Annotated in this window: 20 protein-coding genes and 1 pseudogene; 10 read left to right on the top strand and 11 right to left on the bottom strand. The window is 65.3% G+C overall.

Translation table 11 applies throughout. From position 1 onward, the window contains the following. Nucleotides 1-166 precede the first annotated feature (166 nt). Together L0U80_RS18550 and L0U80_RS18555 are read left to right on the top strand one after the other, a co-directional pair. On the top strand, nucleotides 167-1,084 hold the full coding sequence (locus L0U80_RS18550; RefSeq protein ID WP_233871419.1) for an AraC family transcriptional regulator: 918 nt from the start codon (nucleotides 167-169) through the stop codon (nucleotides 1,082-1,084). Nucleotides 1,085-1,351: 267 nt separating this feature from the next. Then, nucleotides 1,352-3,403, top strand: coding sequence for an EAL domain-containing protein (locus L0U80_RS18555; protein WP_233868167.1), 2,052 nt, complete (start codon nucleotides 1,352-1,354; stop codon nucleotides 3,401-3,403). A gap of 48 nt (nucleotides 3,404-3,451) precedes the next feature. Here L0U80_RS18555 and L0U80_RS18560 read toward each other — a convergent pair whose 3' ends face one another. Continuing rightward, nucleotides 3,452-6,007, bottom strand: a complete 2,556-nt coding sequence (locus L0U80_RS18560; RefSeq protein WP_233868170.1) for an adenosylcobalamin-dependent ribonucleoside-diphosphate reductase — start codon at nucleotides 6,005-6,007, stop codon at nucleotides 3,452-3,454. 188 nt (nucleotides 6,008-6,195) lie between these two features. Here L0U80_RS18560 and L0U80_RS18565 point away from each other — a divergent pair, with 188 nt between their 5' ends. Further along, on the top strand, nucleotides 6,196-6,699 hold the full coding sequence (locus tag L0U80_RS18565; RefSeq protein WP_233868173.1) for a thioesterase family protein: 504 nt from the start codon (nucleotides 6,196-6,198) through the stop codon (nucleotides 6,697-6,699). Between the two features lie 94 nt (nucleotides 6,700-6,793). Here L0U80_RS18565 and L0U80_RS18570 read toward each other — a convergent pair whose 3' ends face one another. Then, nucleotides 6,794-7,081 carry a DUF3331 domain-containing protein gene (locus L0U80_RS18570; protein WP_233868176.1) on the bottom strand — a complete coding sequence of 96 codons (288 nt, stop codon included), beginning with the start codon at nucleotides 7,079-7,081 and terminating at the stop codon, nucleotides 6,794-6,796. A 462-nt stretch (nucleotides 7,082-7,543) separates the two neighbouring features. On the opposite strand from L0U80_RS18570, the pseudogene L0U80_RS18575 reads away from it, so the two are divergent. After that, a pseudogene (locus L0U80_RS18575) lies at nucleotides 7,544-8,610 on the top strand (AI-2E family transporter). A gap of 142 nt (nucleotides 8,611-8,752) precedes the next feature. On the opposite strand, the gene L0U80_RS18580 reads toward L0U80_RS18575, so the two are convergent. Both L0U80_RS18580 and L0U80_RS18585 read right to left on the bottom strand, forming a co-directional pair. Next, nucleotides 8,753-9,598: an alpha/beta hydrolase gene (locus tag L0U80_RS18580; RefSeq protein ID WP_233868179.1), complete on the bottom strand. Its 846-nt coding sequence runs from the start codon at nucleotides 9,596-9,598 to the stop codon at nucleotides 8,753-8,755. 84 nt (nucleotides 9,599-9,682) lie between these two features. After that, a complete protein-coding gene (locus L0U80_RS18585) occupies nucleotides 9,683-10,780 on the bottom strand; it encodes an OpgC domain-containing protein (RefSeq protein WP_233868182.1) in 1,098 nt (365 codons plus the stop codon). Between the two features lie 600 nt (nucleotides 10,781-11,380). Here L0U80_RS18585 and L0U80_RS18590 point away from each other — a divergent pair. Beyond that, on the top strand, nucleotides 11,381-12,250 hold the full coding sequence (locus L0U80_RS18590) for a peptidoglycan DD-metalloendopeptidase family protein (RefSeq protein ID WP_233868185.1): 870 nt from the start codon (nucleotides 11,381-11,383) through the stop codon (nucleotides 12,248-12,250). A gap of 138 nt (nucleotides 12,251-12,388) precedes the next feature. Here L0U80_RS18590 and prpF read toward each other — a convergent pair whose 3' ends face one another. The 5 genes from prpF to L0U80_RS18615 form a co-directional block, all read right to left on the bottom strand. Next, a complete protein-coding gene (gene prpF, locus L0U80_RS18595; protein WP_233868188.1) occupies nucleotides 12,389-13,582 on the bottom strand; it encodes a 2-methylaconitate cis-trans isomerase PrpF in 1,194 nt (397 codons plus the stop codon). 72 nt (nucleotides 13,583-13,654) lie between these two features. Beyond that, entirely contained in the window at nucleotides 13,655-16,252 is a 2,598-nt protein-coding gene (gene acnD / locus L0U80_RS18600; protein ID WP_233868191.1) for a Fe/S-dependent 2-methylisocitrate dehydratase AcnD, read from the bottom strand. 148 nt (nucleotides 16,253-16,400) lie between these two features. Beyond that, a complete protein-coding gene (prpC, locus tag L0U80_RS18605) occupies nucleotides 16,401-17,567 on the bottom strand; it encodes a bifunctional 2-methylcitrate synthase/citrate synthase (RefSeq protein ID WP_233868194.1) in 1,167 nt (388 codons plus the stop codon). A gap of 35 nt (nucleotides 17,568-17,602) precedes the next feature. Further along, a complete protein-coding gene (gene prpB, locus L0U80_RS18610) occupies nucleotides 17,603-18,493 on the bottom strand; it encodes a methylisocitrate lyase (RefSeq protein WP_233868197.1) in 891 nt (296 codons plus the stop codon). Continuing rightward, a complete protein-coding gene (locus tag L0U80_RS18615; protein WP_233868200.1) occupies nucleotides 18,490-18,690 on the bottom strand; it encodes a hypothetical protein in 201 nt (66 codons plus the stop codon). The genes prpB and L0U80_RS18615 overlap by 4 nt, the downstream gene beginning before the upstream one ends. Nucleotides 18,691-18,736: 46 nt before the next feature. Between L0U80_RS18615 and prpR the strand changes: the two genes are divergently transcribed. Then, nucleotides 18,737-20,692, top strand: coding sequence for a propionate catabolism operon regulatory protein PrpR (gene prpR / locus L0U80_RS18620; protein ID WP_373322223.1), 1,956 nt, complete (start codon nucleotides 18,737-18,739; stop codon nucleotides 20,690-20,692). Between the two features lie 23 nt (nucleotides 20,693-20,715). Here the strand turns inward: prpR and L0U80_RS18625 are convergent, their stop codons facing one another. Next, a complete protein-coding gene (locus L0U80_RS18625; protein ID WP_233868206.1) occupies nucleotides 20,716-21,111 on the bottom strand; it encodes a hypothetical protein in 396 nt (131 codons plus the stop codon). A gap of 240 nt (nucleotides 21,112-21,351) precedes the next feature. Between L0U80_RS18625 and L0U80_RS18630 the strand changes: the two genes are divergently transcribed. Together L0U80_RS18630 and L0U80_RS18635 are read left to right on the top strand one after the other, a co-directional pair. Then, nucleotides 21,352-22,080 (top strand): DNA-3-methyladenine glycosylase, encoded by a 729-nt coding sequence (locus L0U80_RS18630; protein ID WP_373322224.1) that lies wholly within the window; start codon nucleotides 21,352-21,354, stop codon nucleotides 22,078-22,080. 179 nt (nucleotides 22,081-22,259) lie between these two features. Continuing rightward, the gene (locus L0U80_RS18635; protein ID WP_233868212.1) at nucleotides 22,260-22,595 is read left to right on the top strand and encodes a DUF4148 domain-containing protein; all 336 of its coding nucleotides are present in this window, start codon (nucleotides 22,260-22,262) and stop codon (nucleotides 22,593-22,595) included. Nucleotides 22,596-22,782: 187 nt separating this feature from the next. Here L0U80_RS18635 and L0U80_RS18640 read toward each other — a convergent pair whose 3' ends face one another. After that, the gene (locus L0U80_RS18640; protein WP_233868215.1) at nucleotides 22,783-23,226 is read right to left on the bottom strand and encodes a CBS domain-containing protein; all 444 of its coding nucleotides are present in this window, start codon (nucleotides 23,224-23,226) and stop codon (nucleotides 22,783-22,785) included. A gap of 246 nt (nucleotides 23,227-23,472) precedes the next feature. Between L0U80_RS18640 and ribA the strand changes: the two genes are divergently transcribed. Further along, entirely contained in the window at nucleotides 23,473-24,120 is a 648-nt protein-coding gene (gene ribA, locus L0U80_RS18645; protein WP_124149629.1) for a GTP cyclohydrolase II, read from the top strand. 55 nt (nucleotides 24,121-24,175) lie between these two features. Next, the gene (locus L0U80_RS18650; protein ID WP_267954846.1) at nucleotides 24,176-25,039 is read left to right on the top strand and encodes an SH3 domain-containing protein; all 864 of its coding nucleotides are present in this window, start codon (nucleotides 24,176-24,178) and stop codon (nucleotides 25,037-25,039) included. Nucleotides 25,040-25,070: the final 31 nt, after the last annotated feature.

Genomic DNA, 25,070 nt, shown 5'->3' on the forward strand with positions numbered 1-25,070 from the left:
GGCCGTCAGCACGCCCGGCCGATCGGTGCTAGATTTCAAGCCTGTTTCTCTCTATCGCCTTTCCAGACGGGGCGCATACGACATGTCACACGTCCTCAGTTCCGCTTTTCCAGGCAGCGACGAAGCGAGCCAGCCTCGCCTGAACGGCAACGAAACCCAGCGCCGCATGGCCGAGCTGCTCATGCAGCTCACGTGCCAGGACGGCCCGAATCCCTCGGCGCTCGACTGCGTGAGCCTCATGCGTGCGAGCGTCGCGCGTCCGCGCACGCCCGTCCTGTACGAGCCGAGCATCTTCATCGTCTGCCAGGGCCGCAAGCGCGGTTTTCTCGGCGACGAGGTGCACGTCTTCGATGCGCAGCACTACCTCGTCCTCTCTGTACCGCTGCCGCTCGAATGTGAAACGGAGGCCAGCCCGGAGGAGCCGCTGCTCGGTGTTTCGATTCGCGTCGATCTCACGATGGTCGCCGAACTGTTGATGGCGCTGAACGAGTCGCGCGGCCACACCGTTTCCGAGCCGCGCGGCATTTACGCGACGCCGCTGGACGCACCGCTTTCCGGCGCCGTGTTGCGGCTGCTCGAAGCGCTTGCAACGCCTTACGATGCGCGCATTCTCGGACCGTCGATCGTGCGCGAGATTCTGTATCGCGTGCTGACAGGCGTGCAGGGGGACGCGATGCGCGCGGCGCTCGCGCATCAGCATCACTTTGGCCGCATCGCGAAGGCGCTGTGCCGCATCCACGCGGACTATGGCGCCGAGCTCGACGTCGATACGCTCGCGAGCGAGGCCGGTATGAGCCTTGCGGTCTTTCACGCGCACTTCAAGGCCGTGACGTCCACGTCGCCGATGCAGTACGTCAAGACTACGCGCTTGCATCACGCGCGACTGTTGATCGTGCACGAGGGGTTCAACGTGAGCGTGGCGGCGAGGCGGGTGGGCTACGAGAGCGCGTCGCAGTTCAGTCGCGAATTCAAGCGCCTGTTCGGCATGAGTCCCACCGACGAGATGCGGCGTGCGCGCGGCGAAACCGAGCCTCCGGCGCTGCGCGCGGTGCCGCCCGCTCAGCAGTATGTGACGGCGGTGTGACGGGCGTACGGCAAGCTGTCACTAATTCGTAGACCGAAGGGACGGCAACGCGATCAAGCCGCGCCAGCGAGTCTTGATCCTGCGCCATTTCTCTGGCGTGGCTACAGCCGACTGGCGGCATCGACCGGTCAAACGGCCGCGCAGACGTAGCGCGAGCACCGCCGCGCTGCCTTATCATTTCATACGAGTCGTATGGAGTCGGAGTCGTTCCGCGCAGCACGCGATTGCGCTGCCTCACCGCCAGACGGGACACAGCAGGTTCGACGAATGCAAACATTGATCTCGGCGCTACACGAGAATGCGGGTCTCGTGGTGAACCGGTTCTATGAGGAACTGTCGCGTTTGCCAAAGTCCCGGCGCATCCTCGAAATGCTGTCGGCAGACGAGCTCGCCCATCTGAAGGAAAAGCAGATTCAGAATCTGCTTTCGCTCGCCAACCCCCGCCTGTCCACGAAAGGCCACGCCGAGATGGCGCAGCGTATCGGGCGCATCCATGCAATCGTCGGCCTCGACAAGGAAGAACTCGCGCGCAGCCGGGGCATCCTTCAGGAAGCGCTCCACAAGCTGATCGGCAAGAAAGTGAGCGGCGACGCGCTCTCGCTCTACACGAACCGCCTCACGACGGATCTCGCGTGGCAGCTCAAGGCGTATCAGGAGCTGCAGGACTCACAGCAGGAAGTCTTGCTGCGAGTCACGCGCCTCGTGTGGGAAGCGGACAGCTACACCAATTTCATTGACGGACTGACCAAAGCGCTTTCTGGCCACGACGAGATTGCGGCCTGCGTCATCGGGCGGCCCGACGACCACGGCATCTTTCACCACGAGGCCGGAGAAGGCGGCAAGGCCGGCGCCGGTCTGGTCGATGTGTTGACCGCTCAGGGCATACCGATCAGCGTGCGCGCCGATCTTGCCAGCGGGCAGGGGGCGGTCGGGCGCGCGTGGCGCAGCGGCAACCCTGAGCGCGTGGTCAACTACCAGACTGATCAGCACGTCGAGGGATGGCGCTGCGTCACGCAGCAGCAGGGATTGCGCTCCGCGGTGGCGATTCCGCTCGCGGCGCCGGGCCAGCCGCCCATGGCGATTCTCGTGATTTTCAGCGCGCTTCCTGGCGGCTTCGTCGGCCCGCACCAGGTGGCGTTCATCGATCTGCTGCAGGCGCTGCTAGGTTGCGCCGCGATGCGCATCCAGTCCCTGGACGGCAAGAGCGAAACGGTGCCGGTCAGCGTCCGGCAACACTGGGCCGCGCTTTTGCGCGCGGGCGCGGTGCAGATGCACTATCAGCCGCTGCTGAACCTGCACACCTGGCAGGTGGGCAAAGTGGAAGCGCTCGCGCGGCTGCGCGACGGCCAGCGTATGCTCAGGCCGGACGAATTCCTTTCTGCGCTCACCTCGGATGATCTGCTCGTGCTGTACGAGTGCGGCGTCGACGAAGCGCTCGCGGACCGCAAGCGCTGGCTGATCGACGGATTCGATCTGGAAATTTCGGTCAATCTGCCGCCTGCGGCGCTCAACGATATCCGCTACTTCGAAGCGACCCGTTCCGCGCTCGCGGAACACGGGTGTCCGCCTGCGAAACTCACGCTGGAAATCCTGGAAAACGAAGCGTTGTCGCTGAGCCAGGGACGACGCGCGCTTCTCGCGCGCTTTCGCACGCTCGGCGTGCTGCTCGCGCAGGACGATCTGGGCTCGGGCCATAGCGGACTCGCCCGGTTGCGCGAACTACCGTTCGACTGGATCAAGATCGATCGCGAAATCGCGCGGATCAGCGGGGACGGCGCGCTCGACGTGCTGCGCTTCATCTATCAGCTCGCCCACCTTGGGCACGCTCTCGGGAAACTGGTGCTGGCGGAGGGCATCGATACGCTCGACGTGCTGCGCGCACTGACGATACTCGGCGTCGATGGCGCGCAAGGCTATGTGATTGCAAAGCCAATGGAGTCTGTGCGTTTGCGCGAGTGGATGGCGAACTGGCCGGACCATTCCTTCGCGCCACAAGGCGAGAGTCTGCTGGCGCGCCTCGCGCGCTTCGTGGTGTGGGAAGAGCGCGTAGCGCTGATTTCGGGGGTGCCTGGCGTGACGCAGCGGCTCCTCGGCACGCCTCCGGCGCGGCAGGCGTCTGATCCAGCGTCCGAAGAGTTTGTTCGCACGCTCGCCGGGTTCGACGGCATTCTGCCGGCGAGCGATGGGCGCGATGCCCTGCGCCGCGGATTACTGCGTGCCATGCTGACCGATGGCCGCAACAGCGACGCCTATCATTCGGCGGTGCGCCAGTTGATGGTCGCGGCAGCGGGGGCTACGCCGGTCGGACGAGACGGGTGATGTTGCGGCGCGCGTGCCTCGCGCCGCAACACCCCCGCCGCAACACCGTTATCCGCACGCCCCAATCTCGCCGCACGCCGTGCAGAAATCGCAGCCGTCTTTACGGATCACGGCATTCGCGCCGCACGATCCACACTTGCGCCCGAGCATCGCGTGCGGCGCGCCGAACGTGGCGTCGGACGGGAGGGCGTTCGCGCCGTCCAGCACCTGCTCGCCGGATCGCGCCAGCGTGTCGCGCGCGGTCGTCTGCGCGAGCACCGGGCGGTCGGCTCGCCGCACTTCGTTGTACTGGTGCGCGAGCAGCCGTGTCGGCACCTGGCGCCCTTCAGCGTCGAGAAAGCCACGCCGATGCAGGATCTGCTGGATCGCGTAGGCGATCGCCGCCACTTCCGAGTCGTGCCAGAGCGGCGTGCGCTGTCCGTCGAGGCGCTGCGTTTCGCCGTAACGCACCTGGCCGCGATCCCACGACACCTTGCGCAGGTCCTGAAGGTTGCGCGCGACGAAGCCACCGCGCGCAGCGAGCGACAGCGAGCGCATGGTCGCCGTGATCCACTGCTGCGACTCGTCGCGCTGGCCGACCGGGATGAAGAACTCGATGGGGCGCTCGATCGTCACAGTTTCGCCGCCCACCTGGCCGGTCACTTCGAGGAACGATACCGCCACGTAGAGCGATACCTTGCCGGTCTGCGTGAGGTACTCGATTTTTTCGATCACCGCTGGCAATTCGCCTTTGGGCCGGTGATCGATCGCCACGCGCAGCGGATCGTGCAGCGGCTCGCCGAGCGTGTCCTCGGCGGCAGGCAGCGTCTGCAGCACGGCACCGAGCGTCTCATTCGGCCGGTACGTGGCGAGTCCCTTCAGGCCGCGCCGCCACGCGTCGAGGTAGAGCCCTTCGAACGCCTCGAACGGATAGTCGGCGGGCACGTTGACGGTCTTCGAGATCGACGTGTCGACGAACGGCTGCACGGCCGCCATCATCGCGATGTGCTCCTGCGCGCTCATCTGCAGCGCGCTCACGAAGTAGCCGGGCAGCGCGTTCACGTCGCCGCCGAGCGTGTGATACAGACGCCACGCGTGGTCCTCGACGGTGAACGTCTCGTTCGTGCCGTCGTTCATGCGGCGCGTGCGTTGATACGTCCACGAGAACGCGGGCTCGATACCGTTCGAAGCGTTGTCGGCGAAGGCAAGGCTCACGGTGCCCGTCGGCGCGATCGACAGGAGGTGGCTGTTGCGGATGCCGTGCGTGCGGATGGCGTCCTTGATGTCATCGGGAAGGCGCGATGCGAAGGTGCCCTCCTCGAGGTAGGTTCTGGCGTCGAAAAGCGGAAACGCGCCGCGCTCGCGCGCGAGTTCGACCGATGCGCGATAGGCCGCGTCGCGCATCGTGCGGCCCACGCGTGCTCCGAACGCGCAACCGTCCTCCGTGTTGTAGCGGATGCCGAGCATCACGAGCGTGTCGCCGAGCCCCGTAAAACCCACGCCGATCCGCCGCTTCGCCGCGGCCTCGGCGCGCTGTTCATCGAGCGGCCAGAGCGTGACGTCCAGCACGTTGTCGAGAAAGCGAACCTGCGTGGCCGTGCGCTCTGCGAGCGCGTTCCAGTCGAACGACGGCGTGCCACCCTTTAGCTGTGCAAACGGATCGACGACGAAACGCGTGAGATCGAGCGGTCCGAGATTGCAGCAGCCATACGCCGGCAACGGCTGCTCGCCGCACGGATTCGTCGCGCGGATCGATTCCAGCGCGCGCAGATTGTTGTCCTCGTTCATGCGCGAGATGAACACGACGCCGGGCTCCGCGATGTCGTAGGTCGAGCGCATGATCGTGTCCCACAGATCCCGCGCGCGTTTCTGTGCGTAGATCCACAGGCCGTCTTCGCGCTGGTGCACGTCGGCGGCGGCGCGCAGCGCGGGTGAGGGTTCGGCGCGATGCACGAGCTGCCACATTTCGTCGTTTTCGACGGCGCGCATGAACGCGTCCGTCACGGCCACCGAAACGTTGAAGTTGTTCCAGCGCCCCTTCGAGTGCTTCGCCTCGATGAACTCGGGCAGATCGGGGTGATCGCAGTCGAGCACGGCCATCTGTGCGCCGCGCCGCGCGCCTGCGCTTTCGACGGTGCGGCACGAGGCGTCGAACACGTCGATGTAGCTGCACGGCCCCGAGGCGCTCGATCCGGTCGAGTGGACGTGCGCGCCGCGCGGTCGGATCGCCGAGAAGTTGTAGCCCACGCCGCCGCCGCGCCGCATCGTTTCAGCGGCTTGCAGGAGCGCGACGTAGATGCCCGGACGGCCTTCGGTGTCGGTGCCCTGGATGCTGTCGCCGACGGGCTGCACGAAGCAGTTGATGAGCGTCGCCGCGATACCGGTGCCCGCCGCGCTCATGATGCGCCCCGCGCCGAGTGCGCCGTGGCGAAGGTTGTCGGCGAAACGCGCCTCGATTTCGGTGCGGCGCTCGGGCGGCTCGGCCTGCGCGACGCCGCGCGCGACGCGCAGGTAAATATCGTCGACGGTACGCTCGTCGCCTTTGGCGTACTTCTCGAGCATCACGTCAATTGAAAACTGCTGCGGGGCGACTCGCTGCGGGAGATGCGGCTCGTTCTCGGCCATATGCCTGGTCCCTGGGTTGCGCCGGGCGCAAACGCCGCGCGGCGGTTGACGGGCATCGGTGGCCGACCGTACCGGACACCGTGCGTGTGGGATAAACCTTACCGCAGCGGAGGGCGGCGTGCACGGCAGTACGTAGCCGCATTGACATTGCTCTACGGTTACACTGCTGGCGAAAAGGGGGAGGCAGGATGGCGGAACAGGAACGGGCGGCTGACGAGGCGCCGGTGGTGTATCGGGACACCGTGCGTGCGGAATGGGTGGACTACAACGGCCATCTGCGCGACGCGTTCTACATGCTGATCTACAGCTACGCAACCGATGCGCTGCTCGACGCGATCGGACTCGATGCAGGGCAGCGCGACGCGCGCGGCCGGTCGATGTACACGCTCGAGGCGCATTTGAACTATTTGCGTGAAATCAAGGAGGGCGCGCGCGTTCGCGTCGACGTGCGCGTGCTGGAGCACGACGCGAAGCGCGTTCGGGTCTATCTGGAGATGTATTCCGATGAGGGCGTGGAGCCGGTGTCTGCGAGCGAGCAACTGTTGTTGCACGTTGACCGGTCGGGCCCGCGCGCTGTGGCATTCGATGCCGATGTGCTGGCGCGCGTGGCTGCGCTGCAGACCGCCGACGCCAGATTCGAGCCGAAGCACGCGGCCCGGCCCATCAAGCTGACGTCGGCCCGTTCGCAGTAGGTACGGGACCGCGTGTTCCGGTTCCGCGGGAAACCGATGAAGTCTGTGGGCGGAGCCAGTGCGCCGTTGCGGCGGACTGGCGGGCGCAAGCGACTTATTTGGCCACGAGGTCGCCGAACACTTCGGCTGCGATCATCACGGACGCGTTGAGCGGGGCAGGACGTTCGGCCGGCTTGAACACGGCGTCGCCGCGGCGGATCTTGCGGCGCGACACCGCGCATGTCCCCGACGTGTGCGCCGAACGCCGACGCCAGCGTTGCTCGCCATAATGACAGCGCCCCGGTTCGACCCAGCGGATCACGAGCGCTCCGTCGATCTGTTCGAGCACTTCGATGCGCTCACCGTTGGCACCGTCTAGCGCGAGGCACGCTTTGGATTTCATTCTCGGCTCCGTGATGGGGGTGCCGGGACTGTAGTCCTGTGCGACGACAAGTACCATGTTGTCGCGGTTGAAACACTATTCCGGAATTAGCAACAATGTGGGTGCGGCACGTTGCAATTAACGAAGGAATGGGGCTTCGAGCGGAATTGGGGTCAATATCCTGAATTTGTGCAACGCAGTGTTGTCCCTGGTGCGACATGAAATGCGCGGCCGGGGGCAGAGGGGACAGATTAAGATACGCGCGACTCGGAGAACGATGCCGGCGCGGTCAAAATGGTCCGGGCGGGCTGTCGGCAGTGGGCCGCCAGGCGCTGACCGCGTTCCGTCGCTGCCTGCAACTCCGGGTGCGTCCGGCGCGACGCACTGATCGCACCCAATCCGGCAGATAGACAATCGCACCGATTCGCATCAATCGCGCACGAACTGGCTGGGCGCCGGTCCGTCGAATTTCAGCGAGGTTACATGATTCAACGCCCGCCTGCTCCGAACCCGGCAAACGAACACAAACTCCAGCATGCCGCCTCGGCGGCGCTTTTTGCAGCGCTGGTTCTCCTCGCGCTGTGGGTCGTGCGCGAGTTCATTCCCGCCGTCGCGTGGGCCAGCGTCGTCGCTATCGTCTTGTGGCCCGCCTGGCAGGCCATCGAGCGGCATCCGTGGTTCAAGTGCCGCACGACTGCGGTCGCGACGTTGCTGACCGTGGCGATCGCGCTGCTGGTCGTGTTGCCGATCATGCTTGCCGTCATTCAGGCAGGCGGCGAGGCGCACGAGTTCTATATCTGGTTCCGGGCGGCGCAGGAAAATGGCGTGCCGGTTCCCGATTTCGTCGCGCATCTGCCCGTAGGCAGCCAACAGGTCGCCGACTGGTGGCAGGCCAATCTCGCGCAGCCGCTCAGGGGCTCGCCCGCGATGATGGGGCTGCACTCCGACACGCTCATGTCCTTCGGGCGGCACTTCGGTGTACGCGCGGTGCAGGCATCGATGACGTTCGCGTTCATGCTGGTGACGCTGTTCTTCATCTTCCAGGCGGGGCCGCGTCTGTCCAGCACGCTGATGCGTGGCGCGCGCCGCGCGTTCGGCGCCGACGGCGCCCATCTCCTGCAGCGCATGGCCACCGCGGTGCGTTGCACGGTCGCCGGGCTCGTGATCGTCGGGCTTGGCGAAGGCGTGCTGCTCGGCGGCGCGTATCTTGTCACCGGCGTGCCGCATGCAGCGTTGCTCGGCACCGTAACCGCCGTCGCGGCAATGCTGCCGTTCTGCGCGCCCATCGTGTTCATCCTCGCCGCGCTGTGGCTACTCGTGCAGGGAGCATCGTCGCTGCCGTCGGGCTTGCTGTGTGGGGCTTCGTGGTCGTCGCCGTCGCCGAACATTTCGTGCGTCCCGTGCTGATCGGCAATTCGACGCGGCTGCCGTTCCTGCTCGTGCTGTTCGGCATCCTCGGTGGGGCAACCACGTTCGGGCTGATCGGGATTTTCATCGGCCCCGCGCTGATGACCGTGCTCATGGTGCTCTGGAACAACTGGGCGCAGTGAGTTGGGAGCCGGGTGGGAAGGCGCTGTCTCACGGGCGGCTGGGTTCGCGCGCCAAGGCGCTACGGCACTAAGGCACCAAGGCACCAAGGCACCAAGGCACCAAGGCGCTACGGGCGGTTTCTCGCGCGCGCTGTTTTGCGCTTCAGTGCACGCACGCCAGCGTGTACTTGAGTGCCGGGGGCAGTAGTTCTCGCCAGACCGGCCAGACGTGTCCGCCATCGATGATGCGCAGCGACGCCGGATTGCCCGCCGCGCGAAGCCGCGTGTAGAGCAGCGACGACTCGGCCACGATCACGAGGTCATCGTTGCCCGAGGCGATGAAGAACGGCACGCGCACGGCCTGCGAGAAGTAGCGGTCCCACAACGCCGGGTAGTTGAGTTCGTGCCAGATGCGCGAATCGAACTGGTGCTCGCCGAATACGCCGACGCGCCGCGCCGAGGAATCTGGCGGCGGATCGTTCGAGTAGATCGCAGGCGAGAGCAGGAGCGCACCGCAGAACGCGTCGGGATGTTCGAGCGCGAAGCGCAACGCGCCGAAGCCGCCCATCGACACGCCGCCGATTGCGCGTCCGCCGCGTTCGTTCGACACCGCGAAGTGTGTCGCGATCTCCGGCATCAGGTCCTCGACGAACGCCGTTTCCATTTTCTCTTTGCGGTCGACGTACCAGTCCGTGCCACCCTGCGGCATCACGATCACGACCGGCGCGATCTCGTGGCGTGCGATCAGCCCATCGGTCGTGGCCTGCAGGTCGCCGTGCGTGACCCAGTCCATCGCGTCGCCGTTGTTGCCGTGCAGCAGATAGAGCACGGGATAGCGCGTGCTGTTCGCGGAATAGCCGGTCGGCAGATAGACGACGTATGACCAGTCGCGTCCAAGCGCCGCCGAATGGAATGTGCGCGTGGCGATGGTGCTGGCCGAAGCGGGCAGCGACAGTGCGGCGCCGAGTGTCGACAAAGCCAGCAGCACCGTTCGAAGGACTCTGCGCATCGCGGGGTAGCAAGACGAGGTGAGGCGCCGTGGGCGCGGGGTCATCATGCTAGCAGTCCTACGGCGCGACGGGCCAGCGCAACGTTACGCGCAGGCCTTGGCTTTTGCAGGCAGCAGACGCTTGAGCGGGTCAGATGCGCGCACGACGAGCAGCAGACTGCCGAGCGCGACCGCATCTGCCGTGAGGCCGAGCGGCACGTTCAGGTAGCCGTCGGTGTACCAGTAGAGCATCGAGTCGATGACGAGCGAGATCACCGCGCCCGCCACGAACGAGAGCAACCCCTTGCGGCCGACGAGGCCGACCCACGGCAGCGCCCGCGCGAGACGCTTCGCCCAGCCGAGGCGGATCAGATGCGCCGTCAGCCACGCGATGCCGAGGAAGTTCAGGACGCGGAACCAGGCGAGATTGCGCTTGAATTCGGCGTCGAGTCCGACGTTACCCAATTGCAGCCGATACGCCGCAGCCGCCGCGACGACGCCAAACGCGGCGAGAGTCACGATCCAGCCGAACCGGTGCGCGCTCACGCGCTGAAAGACCGGTTGCGTCCGCGCGATGACGCCCAGCACGAACAACAACTGCCAGCCGAACGGGTTGAAGTCCCACTGCATGTCCTCGACGTGCGGCAGATGCGGGGCAACGAGCGGCGCGAGCGCCCACAGTGCCAGGCTCCCGGCGAGCAGCAGCCACGGCTTCGTGCGCGCGAGCGGCAGCGCCAGCGGCGCGCCGAGCGCGAACCACGCGTACATCGGCAGCACGCCGGCCAGATAGGGCTGGCGACGCAGCAGCACGATGTCGCCCAACGCGGCGATGGGGGCGAGCGTCAGGTCGTCAAGGTCGTCGACGGTGAGGTTGGGGGCGTCCACGTTGCAGGCGAGCAGGATCGCGGAGACGACCAGCATGAGCAGCGCGGTGATGACGAAGGCGCGATAGATCTCGAACGAGCGGCGAATGAAGCGCCGACGCGCGACGGCCTCGGTTTTGCGCGCGCAGAGCGAGGCCCAGGCGGTGGCAGTCGCGTAGCCGCCTAGAAAGACGAAGACTTCGGCAGCGTCGCAGAGCGCATAGGCGTGGAGCGTCACGCGCGAGAGGATGCTGCCGCCGATGTGATCGACGACGATGATGAGCAGGACGAGACCGCGGAAAAAATCGAGTTCTACGAGACGACTGGAGGACTGTGACATGGATCTGGCAAACGGGCCGTGTCTATCGGCGATGGGCGGCGGCCGTCAGGCGCCGGGGACCGCGATGGACTGGCTGGTTTGGCCGTAAAACGAACAAGAGAAGACAAATGACCGGGATGCGACGAAAGGGTTCCGGAGAACTGGCTCATCGCTTGAGCCGTGTTAAGTCGATGCTACATTGATTTCGAGAAGCTTTCAGTGTGGCGCACGTCTGTTCAAGTTCCGTGGACTTGTGCCGATAACGAATAAATGCGGGTACGCGCCGCGTCTGCCGGCGTGCTGTCGCGATCGGCAGATTCCGGTTTGTGGCGTTTGTATCAGTGGTATCAGAGTGTTGTTGGTTGTCTGGGCAATGTGAAATCTGCTTTACAATGCCGAGTCAATTTTGAGATTGCAGTCGCTTGTTCGATTCGGGTGACTTTGCGGTGGAAGAGGCCTTTTTTTTGAAAAAAGAAGGCAATTTGGATGCAGATAGATGCGGGCCGGGTAGGGGTGAACACCGGATCGACGTCACGACGGGAGCGCGCCAGACGCTGCACACCGTACCGCGACTACCCGCCCATCGCGCACCGTCCGCCGCTTTTACAGCAGGAGGCGAACATGTTCAAAGATCGTAGCGGTCAGCGTGCCAACGGTCTGAAGACTTTCTGGGCCGGCATTGGAATCGCGGCCCTGCTGGCTGGTTGTGCCAATGTCGACCAGCAGCAACAGCCGCCGCAGCCACAGCCGGACCCGACTGCGTCGGCCGATCCGGCTTCGGGGCCAGTGGCTGACGCGGCGTCCGCTGCGACGCAGACGGACGGAGCCGCGCCTGCGTCGGGTCCGACCACGAAGGTCGTGATGAAGACGACCATCTATCACGTGCGTCACGGCGATTCATTGCCAAAGATCGCGAAGAATCACGGCTGTTCCGTGAAGGACCTGCAGGCCTGGAACCATATCAAGTCGGGCCATGTGCGTACGGGACAGTCGCTGAAGATCGTGTCGAAGCAGACCATTACCGTGCAGGCCGCGGTTGCGGCCGGTGCGTCCACGGGCGGCGCTTCGGCGAGCCCGGCCGAAAGCCGCGCAGTGGCGGCCGAGGTCAACCGTCATGCGCGCACCGTCGTGCTTGTGTGGCCCGCACAGGGGCAGATCGTCGAGGGGTTCCAGGCCGGTACGACGCGCGGCATCGAGATCGCGGGCAAGTCGGGAGACCCCGTGCGCGCCGCGGCCGACGGCAAGGTGATGTACGCCGGTACGGGCCTCAACGAGTACGGCAGCCTCATCATCGTCGAGCACAACAAGGACTTTCTGACGGCGTATTCGCACAACCGCCGCCTGCTCGTCAAAACCGGCGACACCGTGCGTCAAGGGCAGCAGATCGCGGAGATGGGTAGCGAGAATAACAATCGCGTTGCCGTCCTGTTCGAAGTGCGCCGCGACGGCAAGCCGGTTGATCCGATGACGTATCTGCCGCCAAAGGGTTGATCGTCGGGCGTCGGACCTTCAGTCCCGGCGCGCGAAACCGTTCCTGAATACGAAAACGCCGCCCCCGCGATAACCCGCGGGGGCGGCGTTCGTTCGCCTCGCGACCGGGGCGCGTCAGAACGCGCTACCCGGCACGCCTTAGAGCAGGTCCCCTTGAGGGACGCGCACCGAGCCTTCCATCAGCACACGTGCGCTACGGCTCATGATGGCTTTCTTGACGACCCATTCACCGCCTTCTTCGCTCGCCTCGGCGCCGACGCGCAGCGTGCCCGACGGATGGCCGAAACGTACCGCGCTGCGTTCGCCGCCGCCCGCCGCCAGATTGACGAGCGTGCCGGGAATCGCCGCCGCCGTGCCGATCGCCACGGCGGCCGTGCCCATCATGGCGTGGTGCAGCTTGCCCATCGACATCGCGCGCACGAGCAGGTCGGCGTCTTCGACGCCTACGCGCTTGCCACTCGACGCCGTGTAGGCCTGCGGCTTCGCGACGAACGCGATTTTAGGCGTGTGCTGGCGCGTGGCGATCTCATCGAGCTGCTTGATGAGACCCATGCGCAGTGCACCGTAGGCGCGGATCGTCTCGAACTTCTTGAGCGCTGCGGCGTCGCTGTTGATCGCGTCCTGAAGCTCGGTGCCGGTGTAGCCGATTGCCTCGGCGTTCACGAAGATGGTCGGGATGCCCGCGTTGATCATCGTCGCCTTGAGCGTGCCGACGCCCGGCACTTCGAGGTCGTCGACGAGATTGCCGGTGGGGAACATCGCGCCGCCTGCGCCTTCTTCTTCGGCCGCGGGGTCCATGAATTCGAGCTGCACTTCGGCGGCGGGGAAGGTCACGCCGTCGAGTTCGAAGTCGCCCGTTTCCTGCACCTGGCCGTTCGTGACGGGCACATGCGCGATGATGGTCTTGCCGATATTCGCCTGCCAGATGCGCACGACAGCGACGCCATTTTCAGGTACGCGGCCCGGGTCGACGAGGCCGTTGCTGATCGCAAACGGACCGACTGCCGCCGAGAGATTGCCGCAGTTGCCGCTCCAGTCGACGAATGCGCGGTCGATGGCGACCTGGCCGAACAGGTAGTCGACGTCGTGATCGGGCCGGCTGCTTTTCGCGACGATCACCGTTTTGCTCGTGCTCGATGTCGCGCCGCCCATGCCATCGATCTGCTTGCCGTAGGGATCGGGGCTGCCGATCACGCGCATGAGGAGCTTGTCGCGCGCGGCGCCGGGTTGCTGTGCCGCTGCAGGCAGGTCTTGCAGACGAAAGAACACGCCTTTGCTGGTGCCGCCACGCATGTAGGTGGCGGGGATTTTGATCTGGGGCTGGTGTGCCATGTCGAGTCCTGAAATAGGAGGGGCGGTACGTTGCCGTACCGCCCGATCTTTCCGTCTAAGGCCAGAGCGCGCTTACGCGGCCGACTTCGACGATTCGAGGAAGTCCTGAGCGAAGCGTTGCAGCACGCCGCCCGCTTCGTAGATCGAGACTTCTTCCGCCGTGTCGAGGCGGCAGGTCACGGGGACTTCGACGCGTTCGCCGTTCTTGCGCTGAATCACAAGCGTGAGGTCGGCGCGCGGCGTGCGCTCGCCGGTGACGTCGAAGGTTTCCGTGCCGTCGATGCCAAGCGTCGTGCGGTTCGTGCCCGGCTTGAACTCCAGCGGCAGCACGCCCATGCCAATGAGGTTCGTGCGGTGAATGCGCTCGAACCCTTCCGCGACGATGACTTCAACGCCCGCAAGACGCACACCCTTGGCCGCCCAGTCGCGCGACGAACCCTGACCGTAGTCCGCACCCGCGATGATGATGAGCGGCTGCTTGCGGTCCATGTAGGTTTCGATGGCTTCCCACATGCGCGTGACCTTGCCTTCCGGCTCGATGCGCGCAAGCGATCCCTTTTTCACGGCTCCGTCAACGACGGCCATCTCATTGATGAGCGTCGGGTTCGCAAAGGTCGCGCGCTGCGCCGTGAGGTGGTCGCCGCGGTGCGTCGCGTACGAGTTGAAGTCCTCTTCGGGCAGGCCCATCTTCGCGAGGTACTCGCCCGCCGCGCTGTTCAGCAGGATCGCGTTCGACGGCGAAAGGTGATCGGTCGTGATGTTGTCGCCGAGCACGGCGAGCGGACGCAGGCCCTTGAGCGTGCGTTCGCCCGCGAGCGCGCCTTCCCAGTACGGCGGACGGCGGATATACGTGCTCTGTGCGCGCCAGTCGTAAAGCGGATCGGTTGTCTCGCCGTTCGAGGCAGTGGCCGCGAACATCGGCTCGTAGACCTTGCGGAACTGTTCAGGCTTCACGCTCTGCGCAACGATGGCGTCGATTTCCTCGTCGGTCGGCCAGAGGTCCTTCAGGTAGACGGGCTTGCCGTTCTGATCCGTGCCGAGCGAATCTTTTTCGATGTCGAAGCGGATCGTGCCCGCAATCGCATAGGCCACGACGAGCGGCGGCGACGCAAGGAACGCCTGCTTCGCATAGGGGTGAATGCGGCCGTCGAAGTTGCGGTTGCCCGAGAGCACGGCGGTCGCGTACAGATCGCGGTCGATGATCTCCTGCTGGATCTTAGGATCGAGCGCGCCCGACATGCCGTTACACGTCGTGCACGCAAACGCGACGATGCCAAAGCCGAGCTTCTCCAGATCGGGCAGCAGCTTCGCTTCTTCCAGGTAAAGTTCGACAGCCTTCGATCCCGGTGCGAGCGACGACTTCACCCACGGCTTGCGCGTGAGGCCGCGCGCGTTCGCATTGCGTGCGAGCAGGGCTGCTGCGATCACGTTGCGCGGATTGCTCGTGTTCGTGCAGCTCGTGATGGCGGCGATGACGACCGCGCCGTCCGGCATCTGGCCCGGCACTTCTTCCCACTGGCCCGCGATGCCACGCTCGGCGAGCGCGGAAGTCGGCAGGCGCTTGTGCGGATTCGACGGACCGGCCATGTTGCGCACGACGCTCGACAGGTCGAACGTGAGCGTGCGCTCGTATTGCGCGTGCTTCAGCGTATCGGCCCAGAGGCCCGCGGTTTTCGCGTAGGTCTCGACGAGCTGGACCTGTTGCTCGTCGCGGCCCGTGAGGCGCAGATAGTCGAGCGTCTGGCCGTCGATGAAGAACATCGCCGCCGTCGCGCCGTATTCGGGCGCCATGTTCGAAATCGTTGCGCGGTCGCCGAGCGTGAGGCTCGACGCGCCCTCGCCACGAAACTCCAGATACGCGCCGACGACCTTTTCCTTACGCAGGAATTCGGTGAGCGCGAGCACGACGTCGGTAGCGGTGATGCCCGGCTGACGCTTGCCCGTCAGCTCCACGCCGACGATATCAGGCAGCCGCATCCACGATGCGCGCCCAAGCATGACGTTCTCGGCTTCGAGACCGCCCACGCCGATGGCGATGACGCCAAGCGCGTCGACGTGCGGCGTGTGGCTGTCCGTGCCGACACAGGTATCGGGGTACGCGACACCGTCGGTGACACCGATCACGGGCGACATCTTCTCCAGATTGATCTGGTGCATGATGCCGTTGCCGGGCGGAATCACGTCGACGTTCTTGAACGCCTTCTTCGTCCAGTTGATGAAGTCGAAGCGGTCTTCGTTACGACGGTCTTCGATCGCGCGGTTTTTCGCGAACGCGTCGGGATCGAAACCGCCGCATTCCACGGCGAGCGAGTGATCGACGATCAGTTGCACCGGCACGACCGGGTTCACTTTCGCCGGGTCGCCACCTTGATCGGCGATCGCGTCGCGCAGGCCCGCGAGGTCGACGAGCGCGGTTTGCCCGAGGATGTCGTGGCACACGACGCGCGCGGGGAACCACGGAAAGTCGAGGTCGCGGCGACGCTCGATCAGTTGCTTGAGCGAGGCGGTGAGGGTAGCCGGGTCGCAGCGGCGCACGAGGTTTTCGGCGAGCACGCGCGAGGTGTACGGCAACGTGTCATAGGCGCCGGGCTGGATGGCCTCAACGGCTTCGCGCGCGTCGAAGTAATCGAGCCGGGTGCCCGGAAGGGACTTGCGGTAGGCGGTGTTCACGGCTTGGGGGACGAATGGAGTGTGGATCGGGGGACGCGATGGCGCCACTTTACGCCGCTTTGCATGCGGCTCCCACCTGGCCGGACGGCTAACGAGCCGTCCGGCCAGGTGGGGATCAGTACTGAACTAGCGCTTGCTTAGCACTTGCTTATCGCTTGCCAATAGGCACGAACTTCAGATTGTCCGGTCCGGTGTAATTGGCGCTCGGGCGGATGATCTTGTTGTCGACGCGCTGCTCGATGATGTGCGCGCTCCAGCCCGCTGTACGCGCGATCACGAAGAGCGGCGTGAACATCGCGGTGGGAACGCCCATCATGTGATACGACACGGCGCTGAACCAGTCGAGGTTCGGGAACATCTTCTTGATGTCCCACATAACCGTTTCGAGGCGCTCGGCGATGTCGAACAGCTTCAGATTCGACTGCTCTTTCGAGAGCTTGCGCGCGACTTCCTTGATGACCTTGTTGCGCGGATCCGAGATCGTATAGACCGGATGGCCGAAGCCAATCACGACTTCCTTCGCTTCCACGCGGCGGCGGATATCGGCTTCCGCTTCGTCCGGATTGCCGTAGCGCGACTGGATGTCAAACGCGACTTCGTTCGCGCCGCCGTGCTTCGGACCACGCAGTGCGCCGATCGCGCCGGTGATCGCCGAATAGATATCCGAGCCCGTGCCCGCGATCACGCGTCCCGTGAACGTCGAGGCGTTGAACTCGTGCTCGGCGTACAGGTTCAACGAGACGTGCATCGCGTCAACCCACGACTTCGACGGCTCGCGGCCATGCAGCAGGTGCAGGAAGTGGCCGCCGATCGAATCGTCGTCGGTTTCGACTTCGATGCGCTTGCCGTTGTGCGAATAGTGGTACCAGTACAGCAGCATCGAGCCGAGCGATGCCATCAGGCGGTCGGCGATATCGCGTGCGCCCGGCAGGTTGTGGTCGTCCTTCTCCGGCAGCACGGTGCCGAGCACCGACACGCCGGTGCGCATCACGTCCATCGGATGCGCCGAGGCCGGCACCCATTCGAGCGCTGCCTTCACGTTGGCGGGCAGGCCGCGCAGTGCCTTGAGCTTCGTCTTGTAGCCGGCGAGTTCGGCCGTGTTCGGCAGCTTGCCGTGCACGAGCAGGTATGCGACTTCTTCGAATTCGCACGCGGTGGCGAGATCGAGAATGTCGTAGCCGCGGTAGTGCAGGTCATTGCCGGTGCGGCCCACGGTGCACAGCGCCGTGTTGCCCGCCGTCACGCCCGACAGGGCAACCGACTTCTTCGGCTTGAAAGCGCCCGCTGCGGGTACGCTCTTGTCTGCTTCGCTCATGGTGTCTTCCTTCGTGTCTCTTGAATGGGCCAGATTTATTTCTTCGCGGCAAAAAGCGCGTCGAGCTTGTCTTCGTAGGCGTGATAGCCGAGGTACTTGTAGAGGTCGTCACGCGATTGCATCGTCGAAACGGCCGCCTTTTGCGTGCCGTCGCGGCGCACGGTTTCGTAGAAGTTCAGCGCCGCCGCGTTCATCGCGCGATACGCGCCGCAGCAATAGAGGACGATGTCCACGTCCGCGCTTTGCATTTCGTCGAGGGTGTAAAGCGGGGTCGAGCCGAACTCGGTCAGATTCGCGAGGATCGGCACCTTCACCGCGGCCTTGAAGCGGCGGTAGTCGTCGAGGGTCTTCATCGCCTCGGGGAAGACCATATCCGCGCCCGCTTCGACGTAGGCCACTGCGCGCTCGATGGCCGAATCGATGCCTTCCGCCGCTGCGGCGTCCGTGCGCGCCATGATCACGAACTGGTCATCGGTGCGTGCATCGACGGCGGCTTTCACGCGGTCCACCATTTCGTCGATCGCGACGACTTCCTTGTTCGGGCGATGGCCGCAGCGTTTCTGGCCGACCTGGTCTTCGAGGTGCACGGCTGCGACGCCTGCCTTGATGAACGACTTGATCGTGCGCGCGATGTTGAATGCGCCGCCCCAGCCGGTGTCGATGTCCACCATCAACGGGATGTCGACGGCGTCGGTGATGCGGCGCGCGTCGGTGAGCACATCGTCCATCGTGCTGATACCGAGGTCGGGCACGCCGAGCGAGTTGGCGGCTACACCGCCACCCGAAAGGTAGAGGGCCTTGAAGCCGGTGGCTTGTGCGAGCTTGGCGGCATACGCGGTGATCGCGCCGACCACCTGAAGCGGTTGTTCTGCAGCTACTGCGGCACGAAATTTCGCGCCTGCGCTGGCGGGGGTTCTGTTGGTCATTTGTACGTCTCCGGGAAAATCGCGCTCCGGTATTGCAGATACCGTGCCAGCGCGGAATGGCACGGGTAACCTGTTGATTTTGCGCCGGATTCGTCGGGGCGTATCCGGCGGTGGTATTTCTGCGGTGAAATGGTGATTTCAAATTTGAAATCGTCGAGCGATAATGAACCTCCCGTTTTGCCGCATCTGACAGCCATGAATCGCTTTCCGGCCCCATCCCAGTTTCGACCGCGCGTCTGGGCAATGGGCATCAGCCGCCTGCGCGACCTGTTCCGTGACATTGCCCGCGAATACGACGATCTCGCCGACGTGCGCGTCGTTGCGCGCGGCTTCGAAGAAGCGGCCGCCGAGATTGCTGCCGCGGCGCCTGGCCAGCGGCCCGACGTCGTTGTCGCGGCGGGCTCGAACGGGACGTATCTGAAGACGCGCGTCGACGTGCCTGTCGTGCTCCTGCAGCCGACCGGCTTCGATGTGATGCAGGCGCTCGCCCGCGCGCGCCGGGAGGCCGATCTCGTGGCGCTCGTCACCTACGGCGAGACACCCGTTGAAGCGCGTCGCTTCGCGAGCGCGTTCGGGCTCGACGTGGTGTTCGCGTCGTACCGCACCGTTGAAGACGCCCAGGCCTGCGTGCTCGACCTGCGCGATCGTGGCGTCGGTGCGGTGGTGGGGCCCGGTCTCGTGAACGATCTCGCGGCGCAGCACGGTCTCGTGCCGTTCTTCGTCTATTCGCGCCTTTCGGTGCGCGCAGCCTTCGACAATGCGCTCGAAGTCGTGCAGGCCACGTGGCGCGAGACCCAGCGGCGTCAGCGGCTCGACAGCGTGCTGCAGCATTTGCGCGACGGCGTCGTCGCGCTCGATGCGCAGGGCCGCGTTGAGGCGATCAACCAGCGGCTCGCGGCTGTGCTCGACATCGATCCCGCGGCGGCAGCGGGCCAGTCGCTCGCCGACCTCGCGCCAGATATGGCCTTTACGTTGCCCGAAGCCGACGGCGAATCGCTCGAAACCGTGCGCGGCGTGAGCTACGTCGTGCATCGCGGGCCGCTCGTCGACAACGGCGTGACGACCGGCGCCGTGCTGACGTTCCAGGAGTCGCGGGCCGTCGAGCGGCTCGACCGCACATTGCGAACGCGCCAGCGCGCGCCGCAGTTCGTGGCGCGTTATGCCATCGACGACCTGAGCGGCGCGACAGCGGGCATTGCCCGCGTGCGGCAGTTGGCGAAGCGCTATGCGAAGTCGGACGCGACGGTGCTGATTCGCGGCGAGAGCGGTACCGGGAAGGAGATGGTCGCGCAAGGCATCCATCGCGAGAGCGCACGGCGCGATTTCCCGTTCGTCGCGATCAATTGCGGCGCGTTTCCGGAAACGCTGCTCGAAAGCGAACTATTCGGCTACGAGGAGGGCGCATTTACGGGCGCGCGGCGTGGCGGCAAGGTGGGGCTCATCGAGGCCGCGCATCGCGGCACGCTCTTTCTCGACGAGATCGGCGAGATGCCGCTGCCGCTGCAAAGCCGCCTGCTGCGCGTGCTGCAGGAGCGTGAAGTGGTGCGGCTCGGCGCGACGGAGCCGACGCGCGTCGATGTGCGTGTGGTCGCGGCCACGCACCGCTCGCTCGGCGGGCAAATCGAGACCGGCGAGTTCCGCGCCGATCTTTACTACCGGCTGAATATTCTCAACCTTGTGATTCCACCGTTGCGCGAACGCGGCGCCGACGTCGTGCCGCTCGCGGGTGAATTGCTGCTGCAATCCGCGCGCCGCGAGCCGCGCGTGGCGTTGCGCGTGCGCACGGGCGATGCGGCTGCGCACGTGCTCGCGCCGGTGGGCGGCTTGCTCGCGCACTACGACTGGCCGGGCAACGTGCGCGAACTGCAGAACGTGGTGGAGCGGATCGTGGTTGAGCTGGCCGACACGGAAGACGACGCGCTGACGCCCGACGTGCTGCGCGCGATAGCGCCTGAAATCTTCGAATCGCGCGCGGCCGGCGATGCGGCGTTGACGCTGCGCGAGCGCAGCTTGAGCGTGGAAGCGGATGAGATCCGCGCGGCGCTGGAAGCCTGCGATGGCGATCGCGATCGCGTGTGCGCGCTGCTCGGTATCAGCAAGACGACGCTGTGGCGGCGTCTCTCCGCCGCGCGCGAGGTTAATGGCACGGCGGGCACGGCGGTGTCGGCCGTTCCGGCGAGGCGCAAGCGGACCGCGTGAAGCGGTCGGGCGGACCGGCTGCGTCAGGCGTCCTGCGCGCCGCGCAGTAGCGGCACGATCTGTCCGTGCAACTGCAGCACATGAGGGCTCGCCTGAAGCAGCGCCTGATAGTGCTCGAAGAACTCCGCTGACTCCTCGCCTGAGAACAGTGCGCGCACCGCTTGGGCGGCGGCGATGCGGTCGTCGGCCGTTGAGTCCTTCGCGTCGAGCGACTCGTCGATATTCGTGATCACGGTCGAAAGCGGCGCGATCCAGCGAAAACCCGATCCATTGATCAGCACCTGCAGGAACGCCGCGGGCGTCACCGGGCCGAACTCGCGCTCGTAGAGGGCGCGCTCGTGATCGAGGATCGCCTTGTGCACCGTGAGGAGCGGCTTGCGGACATCGTTGAGGAACTGAATCGCGCGTTGCTCGTTCATCTTGTGGCTCCTTCGCTGGGGACATTGGGCTGTGCGGAGGATGGTAACGCAATGGCCGCGCGCCCGTGCAAGCCGTGCGGGACAGGGCGGACGGCGTTCTGCGCACGCTCGGGGGCGGCGCTACACTCGACCGGTTATCGAGGGATGGGCGTGCGGGCAGTCGCGCGATGCGTTCGTATGTCTTGCGCATCGCGAAGCCGCGCGGGGAGACGCAGACAGCATGTTGACCGGGCTCGCACGATGACGGCGAATGCATTGAAGAAGGCAGGGTTGGCGGAGGGACGCGGGGCGGCGTCGCCGGATGATCGACGTGCGCGGGCATCTGTGTCCAACCCCGCGCCTGCACCAGCACAGCCGTCCGCATTGCCGATCATTGCACTGCGCCGCGCGGATCTGCCTGTAGATACCGTCGAACTCGCCCGCTTCATGGTGGGCAAGTATCTCGTCCACGATTTCGCGGATGGCCGTATCAGCGGCCGCATCGTCGAAATGGAGGCCTATCCGGTCGGCGACTCGACGGGGCACGCGTTCATCGGGCGGCGGACGTGGAATACATCGCTATTTCTCGAACGCGGCCATGCCTACGTTCGGCTGACTTACGGCAGCGCGTACATGCTGAACATGTCGAGCGAGGACGCGGGCGTCGGCGCCGGGGTGCTGATTCGCGCGGTGGAGCCACTCGAAGGTCTCGCGCAAATGGCGACGCGCCGTCCTGGCGTGGCGCTGCGCGACCTCGCGCGCGGGCCGGGGCGGCTCACGCGCGCGTTCGGCATCGGCGCGGCCTTCGATGGTGTCGATCTTTGTACGGGATGTGGTCTGTGGATCGGGCGTATCGACGAGCCCGCGCGGCGAGTCGGCGTGACCACGCGCATCGGGCTTTCTCGCGAAATCGAGCGCCCGTTGCGTTTTTTCGAGGTGGGCAGCGGGTTTGCCAGCGGGCCACGCAAACTGCTTGTCGAGGCTGGCTAGACGCTGGCGATACGCAGTGACGCGCACAGCGTCGGAACGTCCGACGTATTGTTGCCGCAAGCGGAACTGTATTTTGGGCAAATAGGTATTTGCCCTGGTCATTCACCTACTTAAACTTGCACCAGAGGTCCGGCCATTCGCCAGCGACCCGGCTAAGCAAGTGATGGAGGTAAGTGATCATGCAATCCCGCAAGCTGATTCAGGCCACGCTCGTGGCCGCCATGGTGGCTGCTCCGGCCCTCGCATTCGCGCAGGCCGACCCTGGTGCCAACGCACCCAAGACCCGTGCCGAAGTGAAGGCCGAGCTGCAGCAGCTCGAACAGGCCGGCTACAACCCGTTTAGCGGGGACGAGGTCAGTTATCCGCAAGACATCCAGGCCGCTGAAGCCCGCGTGGCGCAACAGCGCGCCATGGCGCAGACGACGACGCCCGCCGCCGACACGAGCGGCTACGGCACGGCGCCGGCCGGCAAGGTGCAGACCGGCCAGCCGGCAATGCCGAGCCCGTCCAACTAGCCCTGGTCCGGCGTTAGTTGATTTGACAGATTGAGGGGCGGCTCAAAGCCCGCTCCGATTGATGACCCGCGAGTACGCGACGCATCCCGCGATATTCACGCGCAGAACCTCCGCCGCTGCAAGGCGGCTTAGCCCAACCCTGCCGGATTGGGCTTTTTTTGTTGCATAGCGGCGCGGGGCGCGGGGTTCAAACCACGGGGCGGCCGGTGATGTAGTGCTCGAGTTGCTCGATCGTGAATTGCTGCTCAGCGATGATGTCTTTCACGAGGTCGCCGATCGACACCATCCCGATCAGCTTCCCGCCGTCCAGCACGGGCAGGTGCCGCATGCGGCGCTCGGTCATGAGCGCCATGCAGTCATACGTGGTCTGGTCGGGCTGCACGAAGCGCACGTGTGGACTCATGATGTCGCGCACGGCGGTCGTTTTTGACGACCGGTCCATCAGCACGATCTTGCGCGCGTAATCGCGCTCGGTGACGATGCCGACGATCGCATTGTCGTCGGTCACCACGAGCGCGCCGATCTGCTTTTCGGCCATCAGGCGTATTGCGTTATAGACCGAATCAGACGCGGCAATGGTGTAGACCACCTGTTCCGGCTTCGATTTGAGTACCTGTGCAACGCTTGTCATAGGGCGACTCCCTCCGGTTCGTCCTTCAGTCCTTCAGTCATTGCGTGGCGCAGCATGCCGGGCGAAACACCCTGCATGCCATCGGAAAGCTTTTCCAGTATAGGCGTGCGGCCCGCATCGCGGCGTCGGGGTCTGCACGGAGGGGCACATTGCGCCGGCCCGGCGGGGGAGGCCAAATGGCGGTAAACTTCGTGTCCGAACTTCAATACGGCCATGTGCCGCTTTTACAGTCCTTTGCACCAGAACATGCCTACGCTTGACCAGTCGTCCTGCGCGGACGGCGATAACGCCAATGAATGCGTCGAGCTCGACGCGACCGCCTCGCTGCCGACCCGCTATGGAACGTTCACGTCCTATGTGTATCGCGTGAAGGATGGCGGTGCGGAGCATCTCGCGCTAGTGATGGGCGACGTGGGGAGCGGCGAGCCCGTGCTGACGCGGCTCCACTCCGAATGCCTGACCGGTGACGTGCTCGGCTCGTACCGCTGCGATTGCGGCGAGCAACTCGATCTCGCGTTGCGCTACATCGCGGCCGAGGGCCGCGGCGTGCTGCTATACCTGCGTGGCCACGAAGGCCGCGGTATCGGCCTGTCGAACAAGATTCGCGCGTACGCGCTGCAGGAGCAGGGGCGCGATACCGTCGAAGCCAATCTCGACCTCGGCCTGCCCGACGACGCACGCGAATACGATTCGGCCGCGGCGATCCTGCGTCTGTTGAACGTCTCGTCGGTGCGTCTCATGAGCAACAACCCGAAGAAGTTCGACACGCTGTCGAAGCATGGCATCCCCGTGCACGAACGCGTCGCACTGGCCATTCCGACGCGTGAGGAAAACGAGCGCTATATCCGCACGAAGCAGGTCAAGTTCGGCCATTACTTCGAAGAAAACGAATAATACGGGCACGATACGTGCAGCTTCAGCAAACATGAAAGTGGTATTGGGGGAATCAATGTATAAGCGCAACACGATGCGCACGCGGGTGCTCGCCATCGCGGCGGCGTCAGCCTGTTTTGGTCCGGTGGCGCCCAGTGCGTTTGCGCAGCAACAGGCCTATACGACCGAGGTCGTCGATGTCTTCTCCGGACCTTCCGGGGACTATCCAGTCGTGTCTCAACTCGGGCCCAATGTGCCCGTCACCGTGATGGGTTGCGTGAGCGACTACTCGTGGTGTGACGTCGCGCTGCCGGATCTGCGCGGCTGGGTGTATGCCGACTACCTCGCTTACCCGTACCAGGGTAGCTATGTGCCGGTCTATGGCTATGGCGCAGCGATCGGGTTTCCGATCGTGACCTTCGCGCTCGGTGCGTACTGGGACAGTTTCTATCGCGGCCGTCCGTGGTATGGCGATCGCGATCGCTGGGCGCATGTGCCGCCGCCGCGCTTTGGCGAGCGCCCTCCCGGTCGGCCGCCGATGCACGGCGGGCAGCCGCCGGCGTATGGCGCGCCGCAGCCCGGAATGGGGTATCGTCCGTCGCCTTCAGCCGGTGGACCGCGTCCCGAGCCGCGTATGCCGGTGCCGCAAGGCGAGGGTGGGCGACCGCCCGCTCCGGCGCCCATGACCAACGTTCCGCGCCAGCCTGCGCCAGCGCCGGCCGCGACCCGGCCTGCCGCTCCGCCGCCGCAATATGGTGGCCGTCCTTCTGAGCCGCCTGCGGGCGCTTATGGCCGCGGGGCGTACGGACAACCTGGCGGTCAGCGTGCGCCGGCACCGGCACCGGCGCCCGGCGCCGAGCGCCCGCAAGGCCAGCCGCAGGGCGGGCACCCGTCAAGCCAGGGGAACAGCGGCCGCAACGACAATCGCCAGCAGTATTGACGCGGCAGCTTCCTTCATTTGCTTCACATGT

The organism is Paraburkholderia adhaesiva (genome assembly GCF_021390575.1).
Classification (GTDB): domain Bacteria; phylum Pseudomonadota; class Gammaproteobacteria; order Burkholderiales; family Burkholderiaceae; genus Paraburkholderia; species Paraburkholderia adhaesiva.